The 22,203-nt window shown below is 47.4% G+C and carries 20 protein-coding genes; 16 read left to right on the top strand and 4 right to left on the bottom strand.

Features of this window, described 5'->3' with window-relative positions:
• Nucleotides 1-50 precede the first annotated feature (50 nt).
• Both AKJ31_RS13585 and argA read right to left on the bottom strand, forming a co-directional pair.
• A complete protein-coding gene (locus tag AKJ31_RS13585; protein ID WP_072161342.1) occupies nt 51-236 on the bottom strand; it encodes a hypothetical protein in 186 nt (61 codons plus the stop codon).
• 210 nt (nt 237-446) lie between these two features.
• On the bottom strand, nt 447-1,784 hold the full coding sequence (argA, locus tag AKJ31_RS13580; RefSeq protein ID WP_053409638.1) for an amino-acid N-acetyltransferase: 1,338 nt from the start codon (nt 1,782-1,784) through the stop codon (nt 447-449).
• A 284-nt stretch (nt 1,785-2,068) separates the two neighbouring features.
• On the opposite strand from argA, the gene AKJ31_RS13575 reads away from it, so the two are divergent.
• From AKJ31_RS13575 to AKJ31_RS13520, 12 genes are all read left to right on the top strand, one after another.
• On the top strand, nt 2,069-2,428 hold the full coding sequence (locus tag AKJ31_RS13575) for a DUF2850 domain-containing protein (RefSeq protein WP_053409637.1): 360 nt from the start codon (nt 2,069-2,071) through the stop codon (nt 2,426-2,428).
• A 69-nt stretch (nt 2,429-2,497) separates the two neighbouring features.
• On the top strand, nt 2,498-3,601 hold the full coding sequence (gene mltA / locus AKJ31_RS13570; protein ID WP_053409636.1) for a murein transglycosylase A: 1,104 nt from the start codon (nt 2,498-2,500) through the stop codon (nt 3,599-3,601).
• A gap of 88 nt (nt 3,602-3,689) precedes the next feature.
• Nucleotides 3,690-4,499 carry a tRNA cyclic N6-threonylcarbamoyladenosine(37) synthase TcdA gene (tcdA, locus tag AKJ31_RS13565; protein ID WP_053409635.1) on the top strand — a complete coding sequence of 270 codons (810 nt, stop codon included), beginning with the start codon at nt 3,690-3,692 and terminating at the stop codon, nt 4,497-4,499.
• Nucleotides 4,500-4,546: 47 nt separating this feature from the next.
• Entirely contained in the window at nt 4,547-4,978 is a 432-nt protein-coding gene (csdE, locus tag AKJ31_RS13560; RefSeq protein ID WP_053409634.1) for a cysteine desulfurase sulfur acceptor subunit CsdE, read from the top strand.
• 212 nt (nt 4,979-5,190) lie between these two features.
• Nucleotides 5,191-6,315 (top strand): dual-specificity RNA methyltransferase RlmN, encoded by a 1,125-nt coding sequence (gene rlmN / locus AKJ31_RS13555; protein ID WP_053409633.1) that lies wholly within the window; start codon nt 5,191-5,193, stop codon nt 6,313-6,315.
• A 349-nt stretch (nt 6,316-6,664) separates the two neighbouring features.
• On the top strand, nt 6,665-7,594 hold the full coding sequence (locus AKJ31_RS13550) for a RodZ domain-containing protein (protein WP_053409632.1): 930 nt from the start codon (nt 6,665-6,667) through the stop codon (nt 7,592-7,594).
• An 8-nt stretch (nt 7,595-7,602) separates the two neighbouring features.
• Complete coding sequence (gene ispG / locus AKJ31_RS13545) at nt 7,603-8,721, top strand: flavodoxin-dependent (E)-4-hydroxy-3-methylbut-2-enyl-diphosphate synthase (protein ID WP_053409631.1); 1,119 nt, start codon at nt 7,603-7,605, stop codon at nt 8,719-8,721.
• Nucleotides 8,722-8,751: 30 nt separating this feature from the next.
• Nucleotides 8,752-10,020 carry a histidine--tRNA ligase gene (hisS, locus tag AKJ31_RS13540; RefSeq protein WP_053409630.1) on the top strand — a complete coding sequence of 423 codons (1,269 nt, stop codon included), beginning with the start codon at nt 8,752-8,754 and terminating at the stop codon, nt 10,018-10,020.
• Nucleotides 10,021-10,082: 62 nt separating this feature from the next.
• Nucleotides 10,083-10,697: a YfgM family protein gene (locus AKJ31_RS13535; protein ID WP_053409629.1), complete on the top strand. Its 615-nt coding sequence runs from the start codon at nt 10,083-10,085 to the stop codon at nt 10,695-10,697.
• 11 nt (nt 10,698-10,708) lie between these two features.
• Nucleotides 10,709-11,869, top strand: a complete 1,161-nt coding sequence (bamB, locus tag AKJ31_RS13530; RefSeq protein ID WP_053409628.1) for an outer membrane protein assembly factor BamB — start codon at nt 10,709-10,711, stop codon at nt 11,867-11,869.
• Nucleotides 11,870-12,025: 156 nt separating this feature from the next.
• Nucleotides 12,026-13,513, top strand: a complete 1,488-nt coding sequence (gene der, locus AKJ31_RS13525; protein WP_053409627.1) for a ribosome biogenesis GTPase Der — start codon at nt 12,026-12,028, stop codon at nt 13,511-13,513.
• A 71-nt stretch (nt 13,514-13,584) separates the two neighbouring features.
• Nucleotides 13,585-14,451: a metal-dependent hydrolase gene (locus AKJ31_RS13520; RefSeq protein WP_053409626.1), complete on the top strand. Its 867-nt coding sequence runs from the start codon at nt 13,585-13,587 to the stop codon at nt 14,449-14,451.
• A gap of 85 nt (nt 14,452-14,536) precedes the next feature.
• Here the strand turns inward: AKJ31_RS13520 and AKJ31_RS13515 are convergent, their stop codons facing one another.
• Nucleotides 14,537-15,943, bottom strand: coding sequence for an anion permease (locus AKJ31_RS13515; protein ID WP_053409625.1), 1,407 nt, complete (start codon nt 15,941-15,943; stop codon nt 14,537-14,539).
• A 271-nt stretch (nt 15,944-16,214) separates the two neighbouring features.
• Here AKJ31_RS13515 and AKJ31_RS13510 point away from each other — a divergent pair, with 271 nt between their 5' ends.
• The 3 genes from AKJ31_RS13510 to AKJ31_RS13500 all read left to right on the top strand — a co-directional run bounded on the left by AKJ31_RS13510 (nt 16,215) and on the right by AKJ31_RS13500 (nt 19,083).
• Nucleotides 16,215-17,804, top strand: coding sequence for an ATP-binding protein (locus AKJ31_RS13510; RefSeq protein WP_053409624.1), 1,590 nt, complete (start codon nt 16,215-16,217; stop codon nt 17,802-17,804).
• A complete protein-coding gene (locus AKJ31_RS13505; protein ID WP_053409623.1) occupies nt 17,797-18,471 on the top strand; it encodes a response regulator in 675 nt (224 codons plus the stop codon). The genes AKJ31_RS13510 and AKJ31_RS13505 overlap by 8 nt, the downstream gene beginning before the upstream one ends.
• 384 nt (nt 18,472-18,855) lie before the next feature.
• A complete protein-coding gene (locus AKJ31_RS13500; protein ID WP_053409622.1) occupies nt 18,856-19,083 on the top strand; it encodes a zinc ribbon domain-containing protein in 228 nt (75 codons plus the stop codon).
• Here AKJ31_RS13500 and xseA read toward each other — a convergent pair.
• Entirely contained in the window at nt 19,080-20,411 is a 1,332-nt protein-coding gene (gene xseA / locus AKJ31_RS13495) for an exodeoxyribonuclease VII large subunit (protein ID WP_053409621.1), read from the bottom strand. The genes AKJ31_RS13500 and xseA overlap by 4 nt on opposite strands.
• A 233-nt stretch (nt 20,412-20,644) precedes the next feature.
• Here xseA and guaB point away from each other — a divergent pair, with 233 nt between their 5' ends.
• The gene (gene guaB / locus AKJ31_RS13490; protein WP_053409620.1) at nt 20,645-22,111 is read left to right on the top strand and encodes an IMP dehydrogenase; all 1,467 of its coding nucleotides are present in this window, start codon (nt 20,645-20,647) and stop codon (nt 22,109-22,111) included.
• Nucleotides 22,112-22,203: the final 92 nt, after the last annotated feature.

Here is a 22,203-nt window from a genome sequence, read left to right as displayed (position 1 = left end):
TTACGAGTGGGGTGGGGAAGCGCATAACCATCCCTGGTTTGCTGTTAGGTTTACAGTGATGTGGTAAATGAGATACTGCGGATTTGGTATTTTTCCTGATAGTTAAGGATAAATGCCTTCATCCCTTCGGTCACTGGAAATACACAGTGAACGTCTAGCCCTGCTAGCAATTGGTTATCGGCCATATCCCAAAAGCTCTGAACCGAGTTACAAATTATAGTTTTGATGGGTTTCATCGAATGTTGCTCTTAATGACGTTGTTTCAGTCTCAAGCAATCCGTGCGACTTAATCACAAGATTAAGCGGAGATAAGTCCAATAGGCTCCCGAAACGGGAGCCTAAATTTTAACCAAGAGATGATATGAAATAAAGGGCATCCTAGTAAGAAATTTCATCAAGTTAACCAAATAACGTACTGAGACGATAAATTTCATACTTTTGATTGATCAAAGTTCTATCGCGAGCACCTTCGATTTTCGCTGATAGTTGTAGAAGTTTTGTTTTTGCGACGGCAGGAAGTTCACCCCCATCTCGTGGAAGCCTTGCTCTCTGAACCAGTGTAAACTGTGGGTCGTGAGAACAAATAGATACTTCAAACCTTGTGCTTTTGATTGCAGCTTCATGTGATTGAGCAACAACAATCCTCGATTTCCGTCGCGGTATTCTGGGTGAATCGCCACGCAGGCCATTTCTGCCATCTTGTCCTGCACATAGGGGTAAAGCGCCGCGCAACCGATGATCAGGCCGTCTTTCTCAATGATGGTGAACTGATGGATCTCTTGCTCCAACTGCTCGCGGGAGCGTCTGACCAAAATGCCTTGTTCCTCAAGCGGGCGAATCAAATCCAAGATACCACCGATGTCATCGATGTCGGCCAGGCGAACTTGCTCCGCACTGGCTTCGACGATTTGCGTACCGATACCGTCTAGCGAGAACAATTCCTGAATCAATGCACCGTCTACTTTGTAGCTCACCAAGTGGCTGCGAGGAACGCCTGCGCGACAGGCAGTAGTTGCCGCACGCAAGAAACGTAGTGTGCCTGACGAATTGCCACCCTCAAGCTCAGAATCAGTGACCAGCTTTTGCAATATCTGCTCTGCTTCTCGAGGGAACAGTTCGGCAACCGCGTTACCTTGTTCGTCAATGACCCCTTGCTCAGAACAAAAGCCGATCAGCTTGTCGGCCTTGAGTTTGACCGCAACCTGAGTCGCGACTTCTTCTGATAACAGGTTAAATGATTCACCAGTCACTGAGCTGGCGATTGGCCCAAGTAACACAATCGAGCCTTGGTCAAGCATACGGTTAATGCCCGCGACATCAATACGACGAATGCGCCCGCTGTGGCAGTAATCGACGCCATCATCCACCCCAAGTGGTTGCGAGATTACAAAGTTACCGCTGACGACGTTAAGCTGTGCACCAGCCATCGGCGTATTGCTCAAGCTCATAGAAAGCTGGGCTGTGATCGAAAGCTGTAGCTGTCCCGCGGCCTGCATAACGTATTGCAGCGAGGTTTCGTCGGTTATGCGCACCCCTTTGTGGTAGGGCGTGTCGTAGTTGTTTTGTTCGAGTATGGCATTGATTTGTGGGCGTGCGCCGTGCACCAAGACGATTTTTACCCCAAGACTATGCAACAGGGCGAGATCGCTGATGATGTTAGAAAAGTTATGATCTGCCACCGCTTCACCACCAATCATGATCACCATGGTTTTTCCACGGTGAGCGTTGACGTAAGGAACAGACTGTCTAAATCCTTTTACTAATGCTGTGTTTCTAATCTTCACGCTACAATCCGAAATGAATTTATATTTATGGATAGTGCAATTTTATTCTTTTTTCGGCAAGTGGTTTTTCTATGCAGATGAACAAAGTCTTTATTTAGATCATTGTTCGGTATTGTCACTGGTGGTATTTAAACAAGCCTGAACAATGGACTCATGCGATTGAGCTGTGATGCCATTGTGATGATCTTAGATTTCAATCAACAGGTGATCTTATCAATACCGCAATAGTTAAACAGAAAGTCAACGCACTCAGTGTAAGCAAGAAGAAGCGCTTTGAGCGTTTGATGCAAGCCAGCATTATCGCTATCGCGGCGGTAATTGTCGCGCTATCCATGCCGATCTTTGAACGCATTCAAGATGCGATTCACCCGAAAGCACCTTTATATGGCACTTGGGTTGAGCAAGATGTCGCTGGTTATTCTGTTGACTCTTTTACGCTCAGTGACAAGGGCGTGAAAATTGCTGGGCGCTATGTAGGTACGCGGTTTTCTTTTGATGGAACATTGGTCGAATTTAGCGTTGGCGAAGAGCGAAAAACGTTCAAAGTGCTAGATGCAAATATGAGCGAAATGAAGCTGATCTCCGAGTCTCACTACCAACCTGTTTATCGATTGTCAGAGAAATTCAAAAATAACATTCGTTAACGTCTCTCTCGTTGCGCTATTCCTTTGAGTTTGTCATCCTGAGCGGATTGCTGGAAAGGAATAAAATCTGTGTTCAAAAAATATCTTCCAATCGCCGCAGCCAGTTTACTGTTTGGCTGTGCGCAACCGACCGACCGTGCCCAACAATATCTTGATGGAGAGTTCAACTCCATTTTGAATAAATCTGCAGTCGTTGAATCGGATAAACCGCGAGACTTTACTGAGTTTCAAAAGCAAGCTGAGCAAGTGGTAAATAAGTCATCGTCAATGGCGGCGATGTATCAGCCTTTGTATGCCAAGCTCAACGAGTGGGTGCTGCAAAGCGGCGATCCAAGTGAGCTAGCCAACTTTGATATCCAAGCTGCGCAACTTGGCGGTGGCGACAAGAAAGGTAATGTGTTGTTCACTGGCTATTTTTCTCCGGTGATTGAGCTACGCCACGAACCAAACGAAACCTTCAAATACCCTTTATACCGCAAACCGAGTTGTAGTTCAGACTGTCCAACACGCGCGCAAATCTATGCAGGTGCGCTTGAAGGTCAAGGTCTAGAGTTGGGCTACGCAGCGAACATGATTGATCCGTTTTTGATGGAAGTGCAGGGCAGTGGCTTTGTGCATTTTGAAGATGACGACACGCTTGAGTATTTTGCCTACGGCGGTAAAAACAACAAGGCTTACATCAGTATCGGTAAAGTGCTGATCGAGCGAGAGCTGGTCACACGTGAAAACATGTCGATGAAAGCCATCAAAGAGTGGGTATTAGCGAATGATGAAGAGACGGTACGCGAACTGCTAGAGCAAAACCCGTCTTACGTGTTCTTTAACCCTCAAGCCGATGCGCCAGTGACGGGCTCGGCTGGAATCCCGTTGTTGCCAATGGCGTCTGTCGCGGGAGACCGTTCTATCTTACCGATGGGGACGCCAATTCTTGCAGAAGTGCCATTATTAAACGCGGATGGCAGCTGGAGTGGCGCGCACCAGTTACGTCTGCTGATCGTGTTGGATACCGGTGGCGCAGTTAAGCAAAACCATCTGGACCTTTACCACGGTATGGGACCACGAGCGGGAACCGAGGCCGGCCATTACAAACACTTTGGTCGAGTCTGGAAGCTAGGGTTAGACAACTCAAGTACGCAAGCTCCTTGGGCATTGCCACCAGAAAAGCTACAATAACCCTCTGACCTAGACTTTTTAATAAAGAGTGCGTATAAAACGCACTCTTTATTTTTGTATCACGATATTTTGGCGGAAAACTAGCACCATGCGCGAACTCGACACTCCGGCTTCTGACAACTACAACCAACGTTTTGGCGGCACGCGTCGTCTATACGGTAACAGCGAAGTTGAAATTCTTCGTGCCGCTCACGTTTGTGTGATTGGCATTGGTGGTGTCGGCTCTTGGGCCGTGGAAGCGCTGGCGCGTACTGGGATTGGTGAGTTAACACTGATCGATATGGACGACGTGTGCGTGACCAATATCAACCGCCAAATCCACGCGATGTCTGGTACGGTTGGGCAAAGCAAAATCGAAGTGATGGCTGAGCGCGTTAAGCTGATTAATCCTGAGTGTAAAGTGAATCTGATTGATGACTTCATTACGCCAGACAATCAACACCAATACCTCAGCAAAGAGTTTGACTACGTGTTGGATGCGATTGATAGCGTCAAAGCGAAAGCGTCTTTGCTGGCGTACTGTCGCAGTAATAAAATCAAAGTAATTACTACGGGCGGTGCTGGCGGGCAGGTGGATCCGACACAAATCCAAGTAGCGGACCTGACCAAAACCATTCAGGACCCGTTGGCAAAGAAAATCAAAGATACGTTGCGTCGTCATCATAATTTTCCAAAGAATCCACAGCGTAAGTTTGGTATTGATTGTGTTTTCTCGACCGAGCAACTTAAATACCCACAACCTGATGGCAGCGTGTGTGGCGTAAAGTCGACCGCAGAAGGACCCAAACGCATGGACTGTGCGAGTGGTTTTGGTGCAGCGACCGTTGTCACTGCTACGTTCGGTTTTGTTGCTGTTTCGCGCATTGTTGAAAAACTCATTCAGAAATACAGCAAATAAGCGTTAAAGCGCGTTACGCTGATTGCCACATTGATTTGGAGCGTGTTATGTCATCTTTTCCTGTTTCTCCATTTGGTCAAGAGATCACCGCAGAGGCGATAGTCTCTACTATGCAGAACTTTAAAGGTTGGGAAGACCGTTACCGCCAAGTGATTCAGTGGGGGAAAAAGCTGCCTCAGATGCCGGAAGAGCTGAAGTCTGAGCAGGTAACTGTATCTGGGTGTGAAAGCCAAGTATGGCTAGTGAGCGAACAAGTGAACGGTCACTGGCATTTTTGTGCAGATTCCGACGCTCGTATCGTGCGCGGGTTAATTGCTTTGGTGATGGCAGCGTATGAAGGAAAATCGAGTCAAGAAATCCAACAGTTCGATATCGATGCTTATTTCGAGCAACTAGGATTGATCGCGCATTTGAGCCCGTCTCGAGGCAATGGATTAAAAGCGATTGTCGAGCAAATCAAACAACAGACCGCGCTGTAACCACGTCTATAAATTCTATCCAAATTATCTAAATGGCTCATCAGTGAGCCATTTTTTATGCCGATTTTACGTAGTCAAAATTGCTGTGTAAAATTTAATCACACGATTTATTAATGCCTTAATAAATCAAGGGACTTGCTGCTCTTGTTGTCACTGCGTAAAGGCTGTACAATTCGCGCCCTTAATCTATGTTCCGTCGTTTGAGAGGCCACATGACCACTGAAAAAATCAATCTACTCGACTTTGATCGCAAGGGTATGCGTCAGTTTTTCGCTGAAGAGTTAGGTGAAAAAGCGTTCCGTGCAGATCAGGTAATGAAGTGGATCTACCATTTCGGTGTTGATGACTTTAACAACATGACCAACCTCAACAAGAAGTTGCGTGAGAAGCTACTGCACAAGTGCGAAATCAAAGCACCAACGGTTGCAGAAGCTCAGCACTCTTCTGACGGTACGATCAAGTGGGCGATGAAAGTAGGCGACCAAGACGTTGAAACGGTATACATCCCAGAAGATGACCGTGCAACGTTGTGTGTGTCTTCGCAGGTAGGTTGTGCGCTGGAATGTAAATTCTGCTCAACGGCTCAACAAGGCTTTAACCGTAACCTTAAAGTCTCTGAAATCATTGGTCAGGTATGGCGCGCTGCGCGTGAAATCGGCTTGCAGAAAGAGACTGGTCGTCGCCCAATTACCAACGTGGTAATGATGGGTATGGGTGAGCCTCTACTGAACATGAAGAACCTGATCCCGGCATTAGAAATTATGCTGGATGATCTTGGTTTTGGTCTTTCTAAGCGTCGCGTTACCGTTTCTACTTCTGGTGTCGTTTCTGGCCTTGACCAAATGACGGGCAAAATCGATGTAGCACTGGCGATTTCTCTACACGCGCCGAACGATAAATTGCGTAGCGAAATCATGCCAATTAACGACCGCTGGGATATCCAAGATTTCTTGGCGTCAGTTCGTCGTTATATCGCGTCTTCAAACGCAAACCGCGGTAAGGTAACGGTAGAGTATGTGCTGCTCGACCACGTCAACGACGATATGGACCACGCACGTGAACTAGCGGAGCTGATGAAAGACACGCCTTGTAAGATCAACTTGATTCCGTTTAACCCGTACCCAGGTTCACCTTACAAAAAACCAAGTAACTCGCGCATCGACCGTTTCCAGAAAACACTGATGCAATACGAACATACAGTGACGGTACGTAAGACTCGTGGAGACGACATTGACGCGGCATGTGGTCAGTTGGTTGGTGATGTCATTGACCGAACCAAACGTACAGCGATGCTCAAAGCCGCGAAAGGCGATACCATCGCCGTGAAAGCGGTATAAGTAAATATTCACATGAAAAAGCCAGAGCAATGCTCTGGCTTTTTTATCGTCGCTAGGACGATAAAATGGAATATATCACCGAGATGTGCCGCGATCTTATGTCAATTTAAGGAAAAACCTTGAGCTGCCTGTAAATTATGCACTTCTTCTATGTTGTTTCATCTTTGATATCTATTAGAATGAAAAGTTAGCGTTCTAGAGAATTAACTCTGCATTTAGTAGCACGCACGAGATTTGGAGTCTGTTTCCAAACGAATAAGTATTTGAGTACGTCCACGACATCGCTACCCATAACGAATAAAAAAAGTGATGTGAAATCCACTCATTCAGTCGAGAGATAAGTTAAGACATGACAGCTGACAAAGAGATTACAGCACCAGAAGAACAAACCAATGTGGTACAAGCCGGTACCTTATTAAAACAAAAACGAGAGCAACTAGGTTTAAGCCAAAAACAAATCGCCGACCGTCTGCGTCTGCGCGTTTCGATTATTCAAAGTATCGAGAGCAACCAGTTTGCTTCTGATCAAGTCGCCACTTTCACTAAAGGTTATCTTCGTTCATACGCCAAAGCGGTCGGTATGGACGTAAACACGGTATTGAAAGCCTATTCCAGCGAAGAAAAAGCCGTAGAGCCAGAAGCGCAAGAAATGAAAAGCTTTTCGCGCAAAACCAATCGTGAAAAACACGACAGCCGCATTATGACGCTGACTTGGGGTATCGTGATTGTCATTATCGGTATTTCTTCATTGTGGTGGTGGCAAAACCAAGAGACTGCGGTTGAAGACCTCACCTCGTCAACCGAGCAAGAACAAGAGATCGAACAACAGTTAAGTGACGAGCAGTTAGCGGAGTTGCCTGCTGAGCATGACTTCACCACTTTAGAAGCTGATGCGCCTCTAGACGTTGAACCTCAAGCGGGAGTGACAACCGAAGAGCAAGACAATACCGTCGTTGAGGCAGAAGAGCCGATGACGGGCGAAGAAGCGCTAAATGACAGCCCGGCAGAAGAACCTGTCTCTGCAGCAGAACTGACCAGTGCGGGCAATACACTAAAGATTACGTTCAACGGTGATTGCTGGATTTCGGTCAAAGACGATCTGGGTAACACACTTTCTACTGGTGTGAAAAAAGCCGGACAAAGCCTCGAATTGGCGGGTCAACTGCCATATAAAGTGATTTTAGGTGCGCCAGAAAACGTTTCAATGACATTATCAAGTGAACCTGTCGACCTTTCTGGGTATACTTCAGGCAAAGTAGCAAGATTCACCTTACCTTAGACATTACTATGCAACACGAATCTCCTATCAAACGTCGCCCATCGACTCGTATTTACGTGGGCGATGTACCTATTGGTGATGGTGCACCGATAGCGGTGCAGTCAATGACAAACACCAGAACAACAGACGTAGCAGCGACTGTTGCACAAATTAAAGCGCTCGAGAATGTTGGTGCAGATATTGTGCGCGTGTCGGTTCCGACCATGGAAGCGGCGGAAGCATTCAAGCTGATCAAACAACAAGTCAACATTCCATTGGTGGCTGATATTCACTTCGACTACCGCATTGCGCTGAAAGTAGCTGAATATGGTGTCGATTGTTTGCGTATTAACCCGGGCAATATCGGTAAAGAAGACCGTATTCGCGCGGTGGTTGATTGCGCTCGTGACAAGAACATCCCAATCCGTATCGGTGTGAATGGTGGCTCGTTAGAGAAAGACATTCAGATGAAATACGGTGAGCCAACACCAGAGGCGTTGGTGGAATCGGCGATGCGTCATGTGGATATTCTTGACCGTCTTAACTTCGACCAATTCAAAGTCAGCGTGAAAGCGTCAGATGTTTTCCTTGCCGTAGACTCTTACCGTTTGTTGGCGAAGAAAATCGACCAGCCTCTGCACTTGGGTATCACCGAAGCGGGTGGTGCTCGTGCGGGCGCGGTGAAGTCGTCGGTCGGTCTGGGCATGCTTTTGGCGGAAGGGATTGGTGATACGCTGCGTATCTCTTTGGCAGCGAACCCTGTTGAAGAGATCAAAGTCGGTTTTGATATCCTTAAATCGCTAAGAATCCGCTCTCGTGGCATCAACTTTATTGCCTGTCCGAGCTGTTCACGTCAGGAATTTGATGTAATTGGTACGGTGAACGCACTGGAAGAGCGCCTAGAAGACATTATTACGCCAATGGATGTATCGATCATCGGTTGTGTGGTGAATGGTCCGGGTGAAGCAGAAGTGTCGCACTTAGGTCTGGCGGGCAGTAACAAGAAGAGCGCTTTTTACGAAGACGGCAAACGTCAGAAAGAGCGTTTTGACAACGATGATCTTGTTAGTCAGCTAGAAGCGAAAATTCGTGCAAAAGCGGCGCTAATGGACGAGCAAAACCGCATTAACGTTAAAGTTCAAGATTAAATAAATTCAACGAAGATTACGGTAACTATCGTGGCAAAAACTATTCAAGCAATTCGAGGCATGAACGACTGCCTCCCAACTCAATCTCCACTGTGGCAAAAGCTAGAGAACACAGTGAAACACGTAATCAGCGCATACGGTTACAACGAAGTGCGCATGCCAATCGTTGAAGAAACAAATCTGTTCAGTCGTGCTGTTGGTGAAGAGACTGATGTGGTTTCAAAAGAGATGTACACGTTCGAAGACCGTAACGGTGATAGCTTAACGCTGCGCCCAGAAGGTACGGCCGGTTGTGTACGTGCATGTATTCAAAATAGCCTTATCAACCGTGACGAGCAGCGTCTTTGGTACATGGGCCCAATGTTCCGCCATGAGCGCCCGCAAAAAGGTCGTTACCGTCAATTCCACCAGTGTGGTGTGGAAGTCTTTGGTCTAAACGGTCCAGACGTTGACGCAGAACTTATTATGATGACGGCGCGTCTATGGCGTGAGCTCGGCATCGATAAGCACGTTCGCCTTGAACTGAACTCAATCGGTTCTCTAGAAGATCGTGCAAACTACCGCATTGCGTTGGTTGCTTTCCTTGAACAGCACGTCGACGTTCTGGATGATGATTGTAAGCGTCGCATGCACACCAACCCGCTACGTGTACTGGATACTAAGAACCCAGACATCCAAGCGGTTTTAGGTGATGCGCCTCGCTTATCTGACTATTTAGGTGATGAATCTAAACAACATTTTGCTGGTTTGTGTGAACTTCTTGACGCGGCTGGTATCGAATACACAGTGAACGAACGTTTAGTTCGTGGCTTGGATTACTACAACCGCACGGTATTTGAATGGATCACTGAAAGCTTAGGTGCTCAAGGTACCGTTTGTGGTGGTGGTCGTTACGACGGTCTGGTTGAACAGCTAGGCGGTAAAGCAACGCCAGCAGTTGGTTTCGCAATGGGCCTAGAGCGTTTGGTGCTAATGCTAGAAACACTTGAACTGACAGATGTTCGTCGCAGCGTTGACGTTTACATGGTGACAGCAGGTGAAGGCACCATGATGGCGGGTTTGAAGCTGGCTGAACAGCTACGCGAGCAAGTACCGGGCCTACGTGTGATGAACCACTTTGGTGGCGGTAACTTCAAGAAGCAATTTAAGCGCGCAGACAAAGTTGGTGCTGCAGTCGCACTAGTACTTGGCGAGAATGAAGTTGCAGACGGCACCGTGGTATTGAAAGACCTAATCGGTGGCACGCAAGAAACCTACAGCCAAGCTGACGTTACTGCGAAACTCGCAGAATTGGTTTAAGTAACATATTTGGAAGTGGCGATGACATATCGCCACTTTTTTAGATTTTAAGAGGACAGGAAGTGGAACTCTACGATACTGAAGAACAACAAGTAGAAGCGATCAAAGACTGGTGGAAAGAGAACGGTAAAGCGGTGATCTTAGGTGCCGTTGTTGGTATTGGCGGCTTGCTTGGCTGGCGCTACTACCAAGATTCTGTTGCATCGGCTCAAGAAGCTGCGTCTGAAAGCTACACGGCAGCGGTACAACAAATCGCAGCGAGTGGCGTAGAAGCAGAAGCGGACGTTCAAAGCTTTATTGATGCGAATAAAGACTCTCAATACTCAGTACTGGCCGCGCTGCAATTGGCAAAAGTCCAAGTAGAAGCGGGCAACCTTGACGAAGCGCTTGCTCAACTAGAGTGGGCACAATCGGCAACGGATGACCAAGCTGTTTCAGCAGTGATTCACTACCGTCTTGCTCGTCTAAAAGCAGAGCAAGGTGAGTTTGACGCCGCAATCAACGAGCTTGCAGCAATCGCAGACGAAAGCTGGGCAGGCCGTGTGGCTGAATTACGCGGAGATATTTTACTCCGTAAAGGCGACACTCAAGCAGCATACGCGGCTTACACTGAAGCACAGCAAAGCGGTGATGCTAGCCAAACGCTTCAAATGAAGCTGGATGATCTAGCCAAGTAAGGGCGATAAGCATGAAGGAAATGCTGAAAAAAGCGCTGGCAATCGCGATATGTGCAGGAGTACTTGCAGGTTGTGCGGGTGAAGAAGACACCATTATCATGGCTCCAGTGCCTCAAGTAGATAGTGAATTCTCACCAAAAACGTTGTGGAGTGCTTCAGTCGGTGATGGTGTGTCAAACTACTATTCGAAGCTGACGCCAGCGTATGCTTACGGAAAAGTGTTTGTTGCCAGTCGTGATGGTGAAGTGAAAGCACTTGATCCTGAAACAGGTAAACTGATTTGGGAACAAGACGTTGAAGAAGAAGTCTCGGCGCGACTGTCTGGTGGTTTAACCGCTGGCTACAGCCAAATCTTTATCGGCAGCGAGAACGGTCAGGTACTGGCTCTTAACGAAGAAACTGGTGAACTGAATTGGCGTGTTGACGTAGATGGCGAAGTTTTGTCTGCACCAGCCACCGACAATAACTTAGTGATCGTTCACACCGACAAAGGCAGTTTGTTGGCACTTGACCAGCAAGACGGAACGCAAAAGTGGACCATCAGTACTGAAGTGCCTAACTTGACGCTACGCGGCAGCAGTTCTCCAGTCACTATGTCTGGTGGTGTCTTCTGGGGAACAGCAAATGGTCGTCTAGCGGCGGCGATTGTTGAGCGTGGGCAGTTGATTTGGCAACAACCTATCGGTCTTCCTCAGGGCGCAACGGAAATTGACCGCCTTGTTGACGTTGACGCTTCACCACTGGTTCTTGGTGGTACGCTGTACATCATCGGCTTCAACGGTCAGTTAACGGCGATCGACTTGCGTTCAGGCAAACCAGTTTGGAAACGTAACTACTCGTCGGCGACCAACATCGCGAGTGACGCTCGACGTCTGTTTATCGTCACCGAGAAAGATCACTTAGTCGCATTTGACGCACGCAGTGGTACCGAGCTTTGGAGCAACGACAAACTAGAGCACCGATTAGTTACAGCTCCTGCTGTGATTGATGGCTACGTTGTTGTCGGTGACAGCGAAGGTTACCTCTACTGGCTTGACCCGAGTAGCGGTGAGTTTGTCGCTAAACAAGAAGTGGATAGCAGCGGCTTTGCGGTTCCACCAGTCGTAGTGCCGGGTGGTTACGTATTAACAACCCGTGATGGCGATGTAAAGAAACTGACGATCAACGAGTAATCGTGTGATACAATTCACATTCGGCTCCTAGCTGGTAACAGTTGGGAGCCGTTTTATTGAGAAAAGATAAGTTTAATCTGTAGTTATAGGTAAACACTGGTCAGGCGACAAGTCATTACCTATAACTACATAAGAAAGAATATTGTAGAGGTTATTATGGTACCTGTTGTTGCTCTGGTTGGGCGTCCAAACGTTGGTAAATCAACGTTATTTAACCGATTAACTCGTACGCGTGACGCTTTGGTTGCGGACTTCCCTGGCTTGACTCGTGACCGTAAATACGGCCAAGCGAAACTTGGTGAACACGAATTTATCGTTATCGATACAGGTGGTATCGACGGCACCGAAGAAGGTGTGGAAACAAAAATGGCAGAACAATCGCTTGCGGCGATTGACGAAGCTGATGTTGTGCTATTTATGGTGGATGGCCGTGCTGGTCTAACACCTGCGGATATCGCGATTTCGAACCACCTGCGTAAAATTGAAAAACCATCAATGTTGGTAGTAAACAAAGTTGATGGCATCGATGCGGATGCGGCATCAGCAGATTTTTGGCAGTTGGGCGTGGAAAACATGTACCAAATCGCTGCGGCTCACGGCCGTGGTGTTGGTGCGCTGATTGACCGTGCGTTAAACCCATTTGCAGAAAAAATGGCTGAAGAAGCGCAAGGTGAAATCGAAGACCTGACTGATTTTATCGACGAAGAAGAAGAAAAGCTGGACTACACCGAAGAAGAAGCGGAAGCCGAGTTTAAGCGCCTTCAGGATCAGCCGATCAAGCTAGCGATCATCGGTCGTCCAAACGTGGGTAAATCAACCCTGACTAACCGTATTTTGGGTGAAGAGCGTGTGGTTGTGTACGATATGCCGGGTACAACGCGTGACTCCATCTACATCCCAATGGAGCGTGATGGTCGTGAGTACGTATTGATTGATACTGCAGGTGTTCGTCGTCGTAAACGCATCAACGAAACGGTTGAAAAGTTCTCAGTGGTTAAAACACTGAAAGCGATTGAAGATGCGAACGTTGTTCTAGTTGTAATCGATGCACGTGAAAACATCTCAGACCAAGACCTAAGCCTATTAGGCTTTGCTCTTAACGCAGGTCGCTCGATTGTTATCGCAGTGAACAAGTGGGATGGCTTGGATACAGACGTAAAAGAGCAAGTGAAGAAAGAGCTAGACCGTCGTCTCGGCTTTGTTGACTTTGCGCGTATTCACTTCATTTCTGCATTGCACGGTACAGGCGTTGGTCACTTGTTCGAATCGGTTCAAGAAGCGTACAAATCAGCGACAACTCGCGTGGGTACATCTGTTCTGACTCGTATCATGAAGATGGCGACAGAAGATCACCAGCCACCATTGATTCGTGGTCGTCGTGTGAAGCTTAAGTACGCGCACGCAGGTGGTTACAATCCACCGATCGTGGTTATCCACGGTAACCAGGTGAACGAACTGCCTGATTCGTACAAACGTTACCTGATGAACTACTACCGTAAATCTTTGGAGATCATGGGTACGCCAATCCGTATCAACTTCCAGAGCAGCGATAACCCGTTTGAAAACAAAACAAACAAGATGACTCTGTCTCAAGAGCGTAAACGCAAACGCTTGATGAGCATGGTGAAAAATCGCAAGAAATAACCAATCCCTTGATTGAAAAAAAGCGCCGTAGTTATCTATTGGCGCTTTTTTGTCACTGAGAGCTTTGAAGCATGAAAGTTACCCCAACCATTACTCAGTTTTGCCACAGCACGTGGACGTTGGACGCGCAAGTTCAGCACGTTAGCCAAGCTAAGCAGTGTGTCTATGTCGTTATTGACCAAACCCCGTTTCATCCCGTTAGCCACATTTGGCCAGACCATCCTGCGGATAAAGGTTGGTTGAATGGTGAAGTGGTTATCGATTGTCAAGTCGGGGCCGTTGAACTTGCCAGTGGTGAGTTATACGTTGGACAAGAGATCCCAGTAAAGCGTGATCAACCAGGTTGGGTATTTGTTGTCGTTCACTGCTTAGCTGAGAACTCACTAAGCCTATCGGTTGGGCAAGAGGTGACGTTGGAAGTGGACAAAGCGTATCAACAGTCACTCAGCCGGGGTCACAGTGCTGGACATATTGCTTACCTCGCGCTGAATAAAGTACTCAATCAAAACGGCTATTGGCGAAAAGACGCAGACCGTAAAGACCCTCATGGCCACTACGACTTCAACAGCTACGCGCAAGTGACTAGCTTTGTGACGCCAGATCAGTGCCTTGATTGTTACCGACTGGGCAAAACGCTGCGCAAACGTGGTCTTAATAGCGCTGACTTGCTACAAAACCTCGCTGATGTCGAACTAAAGGTGAACCAACAAGTCGCGGCTTGGTTAGCTTTGGGCGCGGCAATTCATATCGAATGCCACGGGGAAGCGTTAACGGATTCACGTTACTGGCAGTGTGATTTGGGAGAGGGTGAGCCTGCGGTGATCCCTTGCGGTGGCACCCATGCGTCAAGTTTAGAAGAGTATGCGCAAATTCAGGTTCAACTAAAAGCTATCGATGAGCAGAATATTGAAATGCTGACCCTAGTGACGGAGAAGTAACAGTCTCAGCGAAGTAAGAGTCACGATGAAGTAACTTGACGACAAATAAAAAAGCCCGCACTTAGCGGGCTTTTTTGTCACTGGATTACCACATTCCCAGCATCTTCCACCAAGCGCCACCGATAAAGAAAAATACCGGAATAACGATCAGTGAGAAGACGAAACCAATCTTCCACCAGTTCTGCAAGGTGTGGAAACCAGCGCCAAACAGAATCGGAGCAGGGCCTGACGAGTAGTGCGTAGTCGACATGTATAAGTTACTAAAGATACCAAGCACAATAGCTGCCAGCATCGGAGGCGCGCCCGCTGCGATGGCAATAGCTAAGAAGGCGGAGTACATTGCGCTGATGTGTGCCATCGCGCTCGCCATCATGTAGTGGCTGTAGTAGTAAACGAGTAGCAGGATTGCCAAGGTCGTTAACCAGCCGTAGCCTGAAAGCGAGCTGCCGATCATATCGCCAAACCAGCCAATGAAGCCCAGTTTGTTCAGTTGCGCCGCCATCATCACTAACACCGCAAACCAAGTAATGGTGTGCCACGCTTCTTTTTCTTGTAACACCGCATCCCAAGTGATGGTACGGGTGATAAGCAGGAATACTAAGCCCAATAGCGCGGTAACGGTTGAGTGAATCCCTAGTGTTGGACCCAGCACCCATAAACTGACCATGCCGATGAAAGTAATACACACCATCCATTCATCACGGGTCATTGCGCCCATTTCTGACAGTTTCTGGCGCGCGATTAAACGCATCTCAGGAGTCTTTTTCAGTTCTGGCGGGAAGACGAGATACATTACGAGAGGGATCAAGAATAGACATACCACCCCAGGTACAATCGCCGCTAATGCCCAAGCGCCCCAAGTGATCTCAACGCCTTGCTCTTTAGCGAAGTTGGCCGCCAATGGGTTACCCGCCATCGAGGTCAAGAACATTGCACAGGTGATCGCATTACACTGGAAGATACACTGAACCAAGAACGCACCAATTTTATTTTCGGTACCTTTCTCCGGATCGGAGTCGTAAGCGTTGGCGACAGAACGGAAAAGAGGAGAAATGATCCCGCCACAGCGCGCTGTTGTGCTCGGTGTCGCTGGGGCAAAAAGTAAATCCGTTAACACTAGGCCGTAAGCCAAACCTAATGAGCTGTTACCGAGTTTAGAAATAAACCAGTAACCGACGCGACGACCAAAGCCGGTGCTAATAAAACCGCGTGAAATAAAGAACGCGGCGGCAATCATCCAGATAGTTGGATGGGCAAAACCAGTCAATGCCGTTTTAATCGGTAGTACATCGAGTAAGGTGGCGGCGGTCAGTCCCATCAAAGCCATCGCGCCAAGTGGTAGTGGGGCGATGATCAAACTTAGCACCGTAACGACAAAGATTGTCATCATGTGCCAAGCTTGTTCTGATAGTCCTTCTGGGATTGGGCTGAACCAAAGGATCACCCCGATAACGACTAGTGAAAGTAATCGTATGTTGGTTGAAGTTAGCATAGAAACCTCCGTGGATTTTTTGCCAACTTAACCAGTGAAATCTTATTGAAACCTGTGTTAAATCAAAAACGCTCAGCATTGCTCAAGTGAGTGAATAACATTGAAAAGCAGTGCAAATATCGCATGTAATAGGTCTGCGATTAGGCGCATTAAAATAATTAAAATCATAAACGTCAAAGGCGGGATCTTTTTCAATTTCGCGGCAAGCTGGGCTGAATTACACCAAAGAACAACGTATTCTAGCTACTCACGGTTTTCGACAGACAAAGCTATGGCGCCACGAATATTCCCCCATTCTTTTACCATGCACCTAACGCTGCTGTTGTGTGGCGCATTGATGCTGAGTTCCATCGGTTGGTGGATAGTCAGCACACAAAGATTGAATCAGGTGTTATCTGAACAAGTCGCGTTACGCGCGCAAGTTCAATCTCAACAGTTAGCGAAACTCTCTTCGTTGCTTGACGCGGTAGAAAGGAAAAGCAGTGATGATGTCAGTCGTATTGTGCGTGTTCTGCAACAAGAAACAGACGCGGATTTTATTACTGTCAGTGACAACAACGGTATTCGCTTAGCGCACCCAGTTGAGGGACGTATCGGTTTGCCTGTGGTTGGCGGCGATATTGAGAGAGCACTGACAACTGGCGAAGCGTATTTATCTCACGGTATTGGTTCATTGGGACCATCGGTGCGCTATATCTCACCATTGTTTGGCTCGTCTGGAGAGATTATCGGCATGATCAAAGTCGGTTATCTCAAGCAGTCGATCGCCGTTGTGAACCACGAAACGCTCTCGCCATTACTGATATTTGCTGCGTTGAGTATGGCGATTTCCGGCTTGGTTGCCTGGCGATTCTCCGAATACGTACGAGATAAGATGCAACACTTGGAGCCGTGGCAGCTCAATCAAGCGCTCAAAACCAATCAAGGCGTACTTCAAGCGGCGCACGAGGGGCTAATGGCGGTCAACAGCGACCAACAACTCTACTTAATTAATGATTCGGCAAAATGGTTGCTCGGTGTTAAACAAGCTTTGGAGCTACCTGAACCCCTTGTGAACTATATTCATGACGAAGGGGCATTTTCTCTGCATGGTGAAGATTACATTGACCGCTTGGTCAGAGTGAACGGACGCAGCCTCGTTGTAACCCGAGTGACACTGCGCAATCAGGATAGCCAACAAGCCGGAGCGGTATTCAGCCTGCGTACCCAGCAGGAACTGCAACTGCTCTCCAATAAGATTAGCCAAGTCAGTCAGTATCTCGAATCGGTGCGCGTGACTCGGCATGAGTACCAGAATAAGCTCTCTTCACTCGCGGGTTTGCTGCAATTGGGCCACGTTGAACAAGCGTTGAGTCTGGTGTTATCACAAGCGAAAACCAACCAAGCGAATATGGACAGCGTTAAGCAGCTGCAATCTTTGCCACTCATTTCCGGGTTAATCCTCGCCAATGTCGGCAAAGCGGCGGAGAGGGGGATTGACGTTGATCTCGCTGAATTACACGGCTGGAGTGCGCTACCGAGTAAAATGGATGAAGAACTGCTGAGTTCGCTGTTTGGCAACTTGATCAGTAACAGCATTGAGGCCTTGGAGAAAACGCAGCATGGTCTGATCCGTATTGCGATGTACGACACCACCACTGAGCGCGTGTTATCGGTTGCCAATAACGGTCCAGCCATCAATGTCAGTTTGGAAGTATTGTGCCAACTGGGTTACACCACCAAAGCCGATTTCCATGATCACGGCATTGGTATGCATTTGGTTCAGTCGATTGTGGAATCTGTCGGTGGGCATATCGAATTAGACAGTGACCAAGAAGAAACATCATTTACAGTATATTTCACTAAGGAAGGCGATGTTTAAGGTATTAATTATTGAAGACGATCGGGATATTGCCGCGCTTCATGCGCACTTTATCGAGAAAGATACGCGCTTTCAGGTATTAGGTATCGCGGCGAACTTGGCAAACGCGCGTGAGTTACTCGCGATTACCCATGTCGACTTGCTGGTGGTCGATAACTATTTGCCGGATGGACTCGGGGTTGAGTTTTTGTTGGAGCTTTTGAGCAGCCCGAAGAAGCCTCAATGTATTCTGGTCACGGCAGCCAATGATGTGACGACAGTACAAAATGCGCTTAGATACGGCGCACTGGATTATCTGGTAAAACCGCTGGACTACAGCCGACTCGCCGAAAGCTTAGATAAGTACTGCCTGATGCAACAAACATTGACTCAAGGCTGTAAACTCGCCCAAGGTGCTGTCGATACTTTATTCCATAACCAAAGAGCGCAGCAAAAATCGACCACTACAGACGCTTACACGTTGAAGCAAATTGTCGACCAGTTCCACCATGCTAATGTTGAAATGACCGTAAGTTCGATTGCCAAGAGCTTTGGTATCAGCAAAAGTACCGCTCGTCGTTATTTGGATAAAGCGGTAGAGGACGGAGAGTTGATCGCCTTCTTAGAGCATGGGAAAGTCGGAAGACCGACACGTATATATCGTCGTCCACACATTGAAACCTCTTGAGTCATAAGGGCTACAATTGGAACGACAGCGAGTGAAAATTCGAATTACATGCAGTTGTAACTCGAACGCATTTTGAGATGATCTTTTTATTAAATATCGTAAAATTTAATTTTTCTTTCTGTATTGGTTTTTTGTGTCGTTTAAAATTCAAAGACAGGATATGTAACTTATGCTTTCGGTGTGTGGTTATATAAATGTTCTTTTAGGTGCAGATCGCTGATCAAGGGGGAAATTACCGATGATCTTGCTTTGATCATGATTATCATACCTGTTGGTTACCGTGAATGAATTGCTGACAGCAAAAACTATGACAGAAGTCATAGTGCGGATATTGGATAGACTTTACTTTAGTTAAAGCTAATTTAATCAGTTTCGAGTAGAACAATGAACGAAAACAAATGCCCTGATTGTCAGGTAGAGCTTGAGTGGTCTGGTCAATACCATTGTCATCAATGCGCGGGAGACTTTAAAAAGGTCGGTTTTTGCCCAGATTGCGATGCAGAGTTAGAGAAATTACAAGCGTGTGGTGCGGCAAACTACTTTTGTAATAGCTGTAACGAACTCAAATCTAAGTCTCGAGTCCGTTTTGAGTTTCACAAACTCGCAGACTAAACGACGGTTGAGCGTATTTCGCCTTCAGACAAGCGGGTGACCAAAGTGTCACCCGTTTTGGTATCACTCGCTTTGGTAATCACTTTACCTGATTCGTTTTGTGTAATTGAGTAACCGCGTTTTAGGGTGGCTAGCGGACTGACGGTATCAAGCTTTTCTGCAGCCAACGCGAGTTGGTGTCTGGTATTGAGCAGCTTTCTATCCATTGCATCAAGCAGCTTTTGTTCCAAATACTGTAAAGACGACTTTTGTTGGTTGAGTCGTTTTACTGGCGAGTGCAATTGGAGTTTATATTGCTGACGCTCGACTTTCTGTAAACGCGAAGCAATAAAATGATCCATCGAACGTTGTAAACGCAGTTGTAACTCATCAAGTTGTTGGCTTTGACGTTGCAGTTGATGGCTTGGGTGCTGCCTTTCCAAACGGTGAGTTAGCGAGGTAGATAGCTTGCTTTGTTGGCTGAGGTAATAGCGCATGGCACTCATCAGCTTTTGCTGACGTGCGACAAACGCCTGCTCTTTATGGCTGTTGTCTCTGCTGACTAATTCTGCGGCTGCCGACGGTGTTGGCGCGCGCATATCAGCAACAAAATCGGCGATAGTGACGTCGATTTCATGTCCTACCGCACTGATAATGGGTATCTGACTGGCTGCAATTGTTCGTGCGACGATCTCATTGTTAAAGCACCAAAGGTCTTCTAATGAGCCTCCGCCACGGCCAACAATAAGCACATCACATTCGTTACGGCTGTTTGCACGCCCAATGGCTTGAGCGATTTCAATGGCCGCCGCATCCCCTTGAACTGTCGTTGGATAGATGACAACTGGAAGCGATGGGTCTCGACGCTTAAGTACATCCAAAATATCGTGCAGCGCAGCGCCTGTTTTTGAAGTGATCACACCGACACATTTAGGGTGCTCGGGTAGGGTTTGCTTATTGGTTTGGGCAAACAGTCCTTCCGCTGCCAGCTTCATTTTAAGTTCTTCAAACTCTTGCTGTAGACGGCCATCGCCTTCAGGTTGCATGCTTTCGATGATCAATTGGTAATCACCGCGTGGCTCATACAAAGAGAGACGAGCTTTAACGATAACTTGATTGCCGTTTGTCGGTTTGAAAGTCACACGACGGTTATTGCCACGGAACATGGCACATTTTACTTGAGCGCGGGAATCTTTAAGCGTGAAGTACCAGTGTCCTGATACCGGAGCTGAGAAGTTGGAGATTTCGCCAATCAACCAAACAATACCCATTTCATTTTCGAGTAACAGACGGACTTCTGCGTTGAGACGTGAAACAGTGAAGATGTTTTGGTTGGTCTGAGATGGCACAGCTAATCTCGCGGACATAGGTATGGAAATTAGCGGCAATATAATACATAGCAAGGGGGTAAATGCAAGAAAAAAATTAAAAAATTTGTAGTCAAGCGATTGCGTTAACCGTATAATCCCTCCGCAATATCTAATCCAAATGTAGCTTGTGAACAAAAACTCGCTGCCCTCATTATGCGAAACGATGAGACTTTGGATTGTTCTTTTACTCCTCTAATTGTGAGATATTGCAAATGCTAAGAATTGCCAAAGAAGCGCTGACATTCGACGACGTATTACTTGTGCCAGCACACTCCACCGTTCTCCCAAACACAGCTGATCTTCGCACTCAGCTGACCAAGAACATCACCCTAAACATTCCTATGATTTCGGCATCTATGGATACCGTTACTGAAGCTCGTCTAGCTATCGCGCTAGCGCAAGAGGGTGGCATTGGCTTTATCCACAAGAACATGTCTATTGAACAACAAGCTGCCGAAGTTCGTAAAGTAAAGAGTTTCGAAGCTGGTGTTGTATCAGACCCTGTGACAGTGAACCCAGACGCAACCATCGCTGACGTAGTCGCTCTGACTGAAAAGCACGGTTTTGCAGGCTTCCCTGTAGTAACAGAGCACAACGAACTGGTCGGTATCATCACTGGCCGTGACGTACGCTTTGTGACTGACCTATCTAAGAAAGTTTCTGCAGTAATGACGCCGAAAGAACGTCTGGCTTCTGTAAACGAAGGTGCAACTCGCGAAGAAGTTCAAGAGAAAATGCACGAAGCGCGCGTTGAAAAAGTATTGGTAGTGAACGACGAGTTCAAACTAACCGGTATGATCACTGCAAAAGACTTCCATAAAGCAGAACGTAAACCAAACGCATGTAAAGATGATCGTGGTCGTCTACGTGTTGGCGCAGCAGTTGGTGCTGGTGCGGGTAACGAAGAGCGTGTTGCGGCACTTGTTGAAGCAGGCGTTGACGTACTACTTATCGACTCTTCTCACGGTCACTCTGAAGGCGTTCTACAACGTATTCGTGACACACGTGCAGCGCACCCAGATCTAGACATCATCGGCGGTAACGTAGCAACAGGTGCTGGTGCGAGAGCACTTATCGAAGCTGGCGTAAGCGCAGTGAAAGTGGGTATTGGCCCTGGTTCTATCTGTACGACTCGTATCGTAACAGGCGTTGGTGTTCCTCAAATCACAGCAATCGCAGACGCGGCTGAAGTAGCGAACGAATACGGCGTTCCAGTGATTGCCGACGGTGGTATCCGTTTCTCTGGCGACATCTGTAAAGCAATCGTTGCTGGTGCATCATGTGTGATGGTTGGTTCTATGTTTGCTGGTACAGAAGAAGCACCGGGCGAAGTGATTCTTTACAACGGTCGTTCTTACAAAGCTTACCGTGGTATGGGTTCTCTAGGTGCGATGTCTCAAGGTTCTTCTGACCGTTACTTCCAGTCTGATAACGCAGCAGACAAGCTTGTTCCTGAAGGCATCGAAGGTCGTATCGCATACAAAGGCCGCCTAAAAGAGATCGTACACCAACAAATGGGTGGTCTACGTTCAAGCATGGGCCTAACAGGTTCTGCAACTATCGAAGATATGCGTACTAAAGCTGAATTTGTACGTATCTCTGGCGCGGGTATGCAAGAATCTCACGTACACGACGTTCAGATCACTAAGGAAGCACCAAACTACCGTCTAGGTAACTAATAGCCTAACGTAAACGTTTGCTTTTTCCTTGAAGCATTAAGAAGAGGCGAGTACACTCGCCTCGGTTTTAATCACTTAGCCTAAAAAAGACT

Source organism: Vibrio hepatarius, assembly GCF_001274785.1.
GTDB classification, from domain to species: Bacteria; Pseudomonadota; Gammaproteobacteria; order Enterobacterales; family Vibrionaceae; genus Vibrio; species Vibrio hepatarius.
Note: the sequence above shows the minus strand (reverse complement) of the source record. Positions and strands in the feature narration are given on the sequence as shown.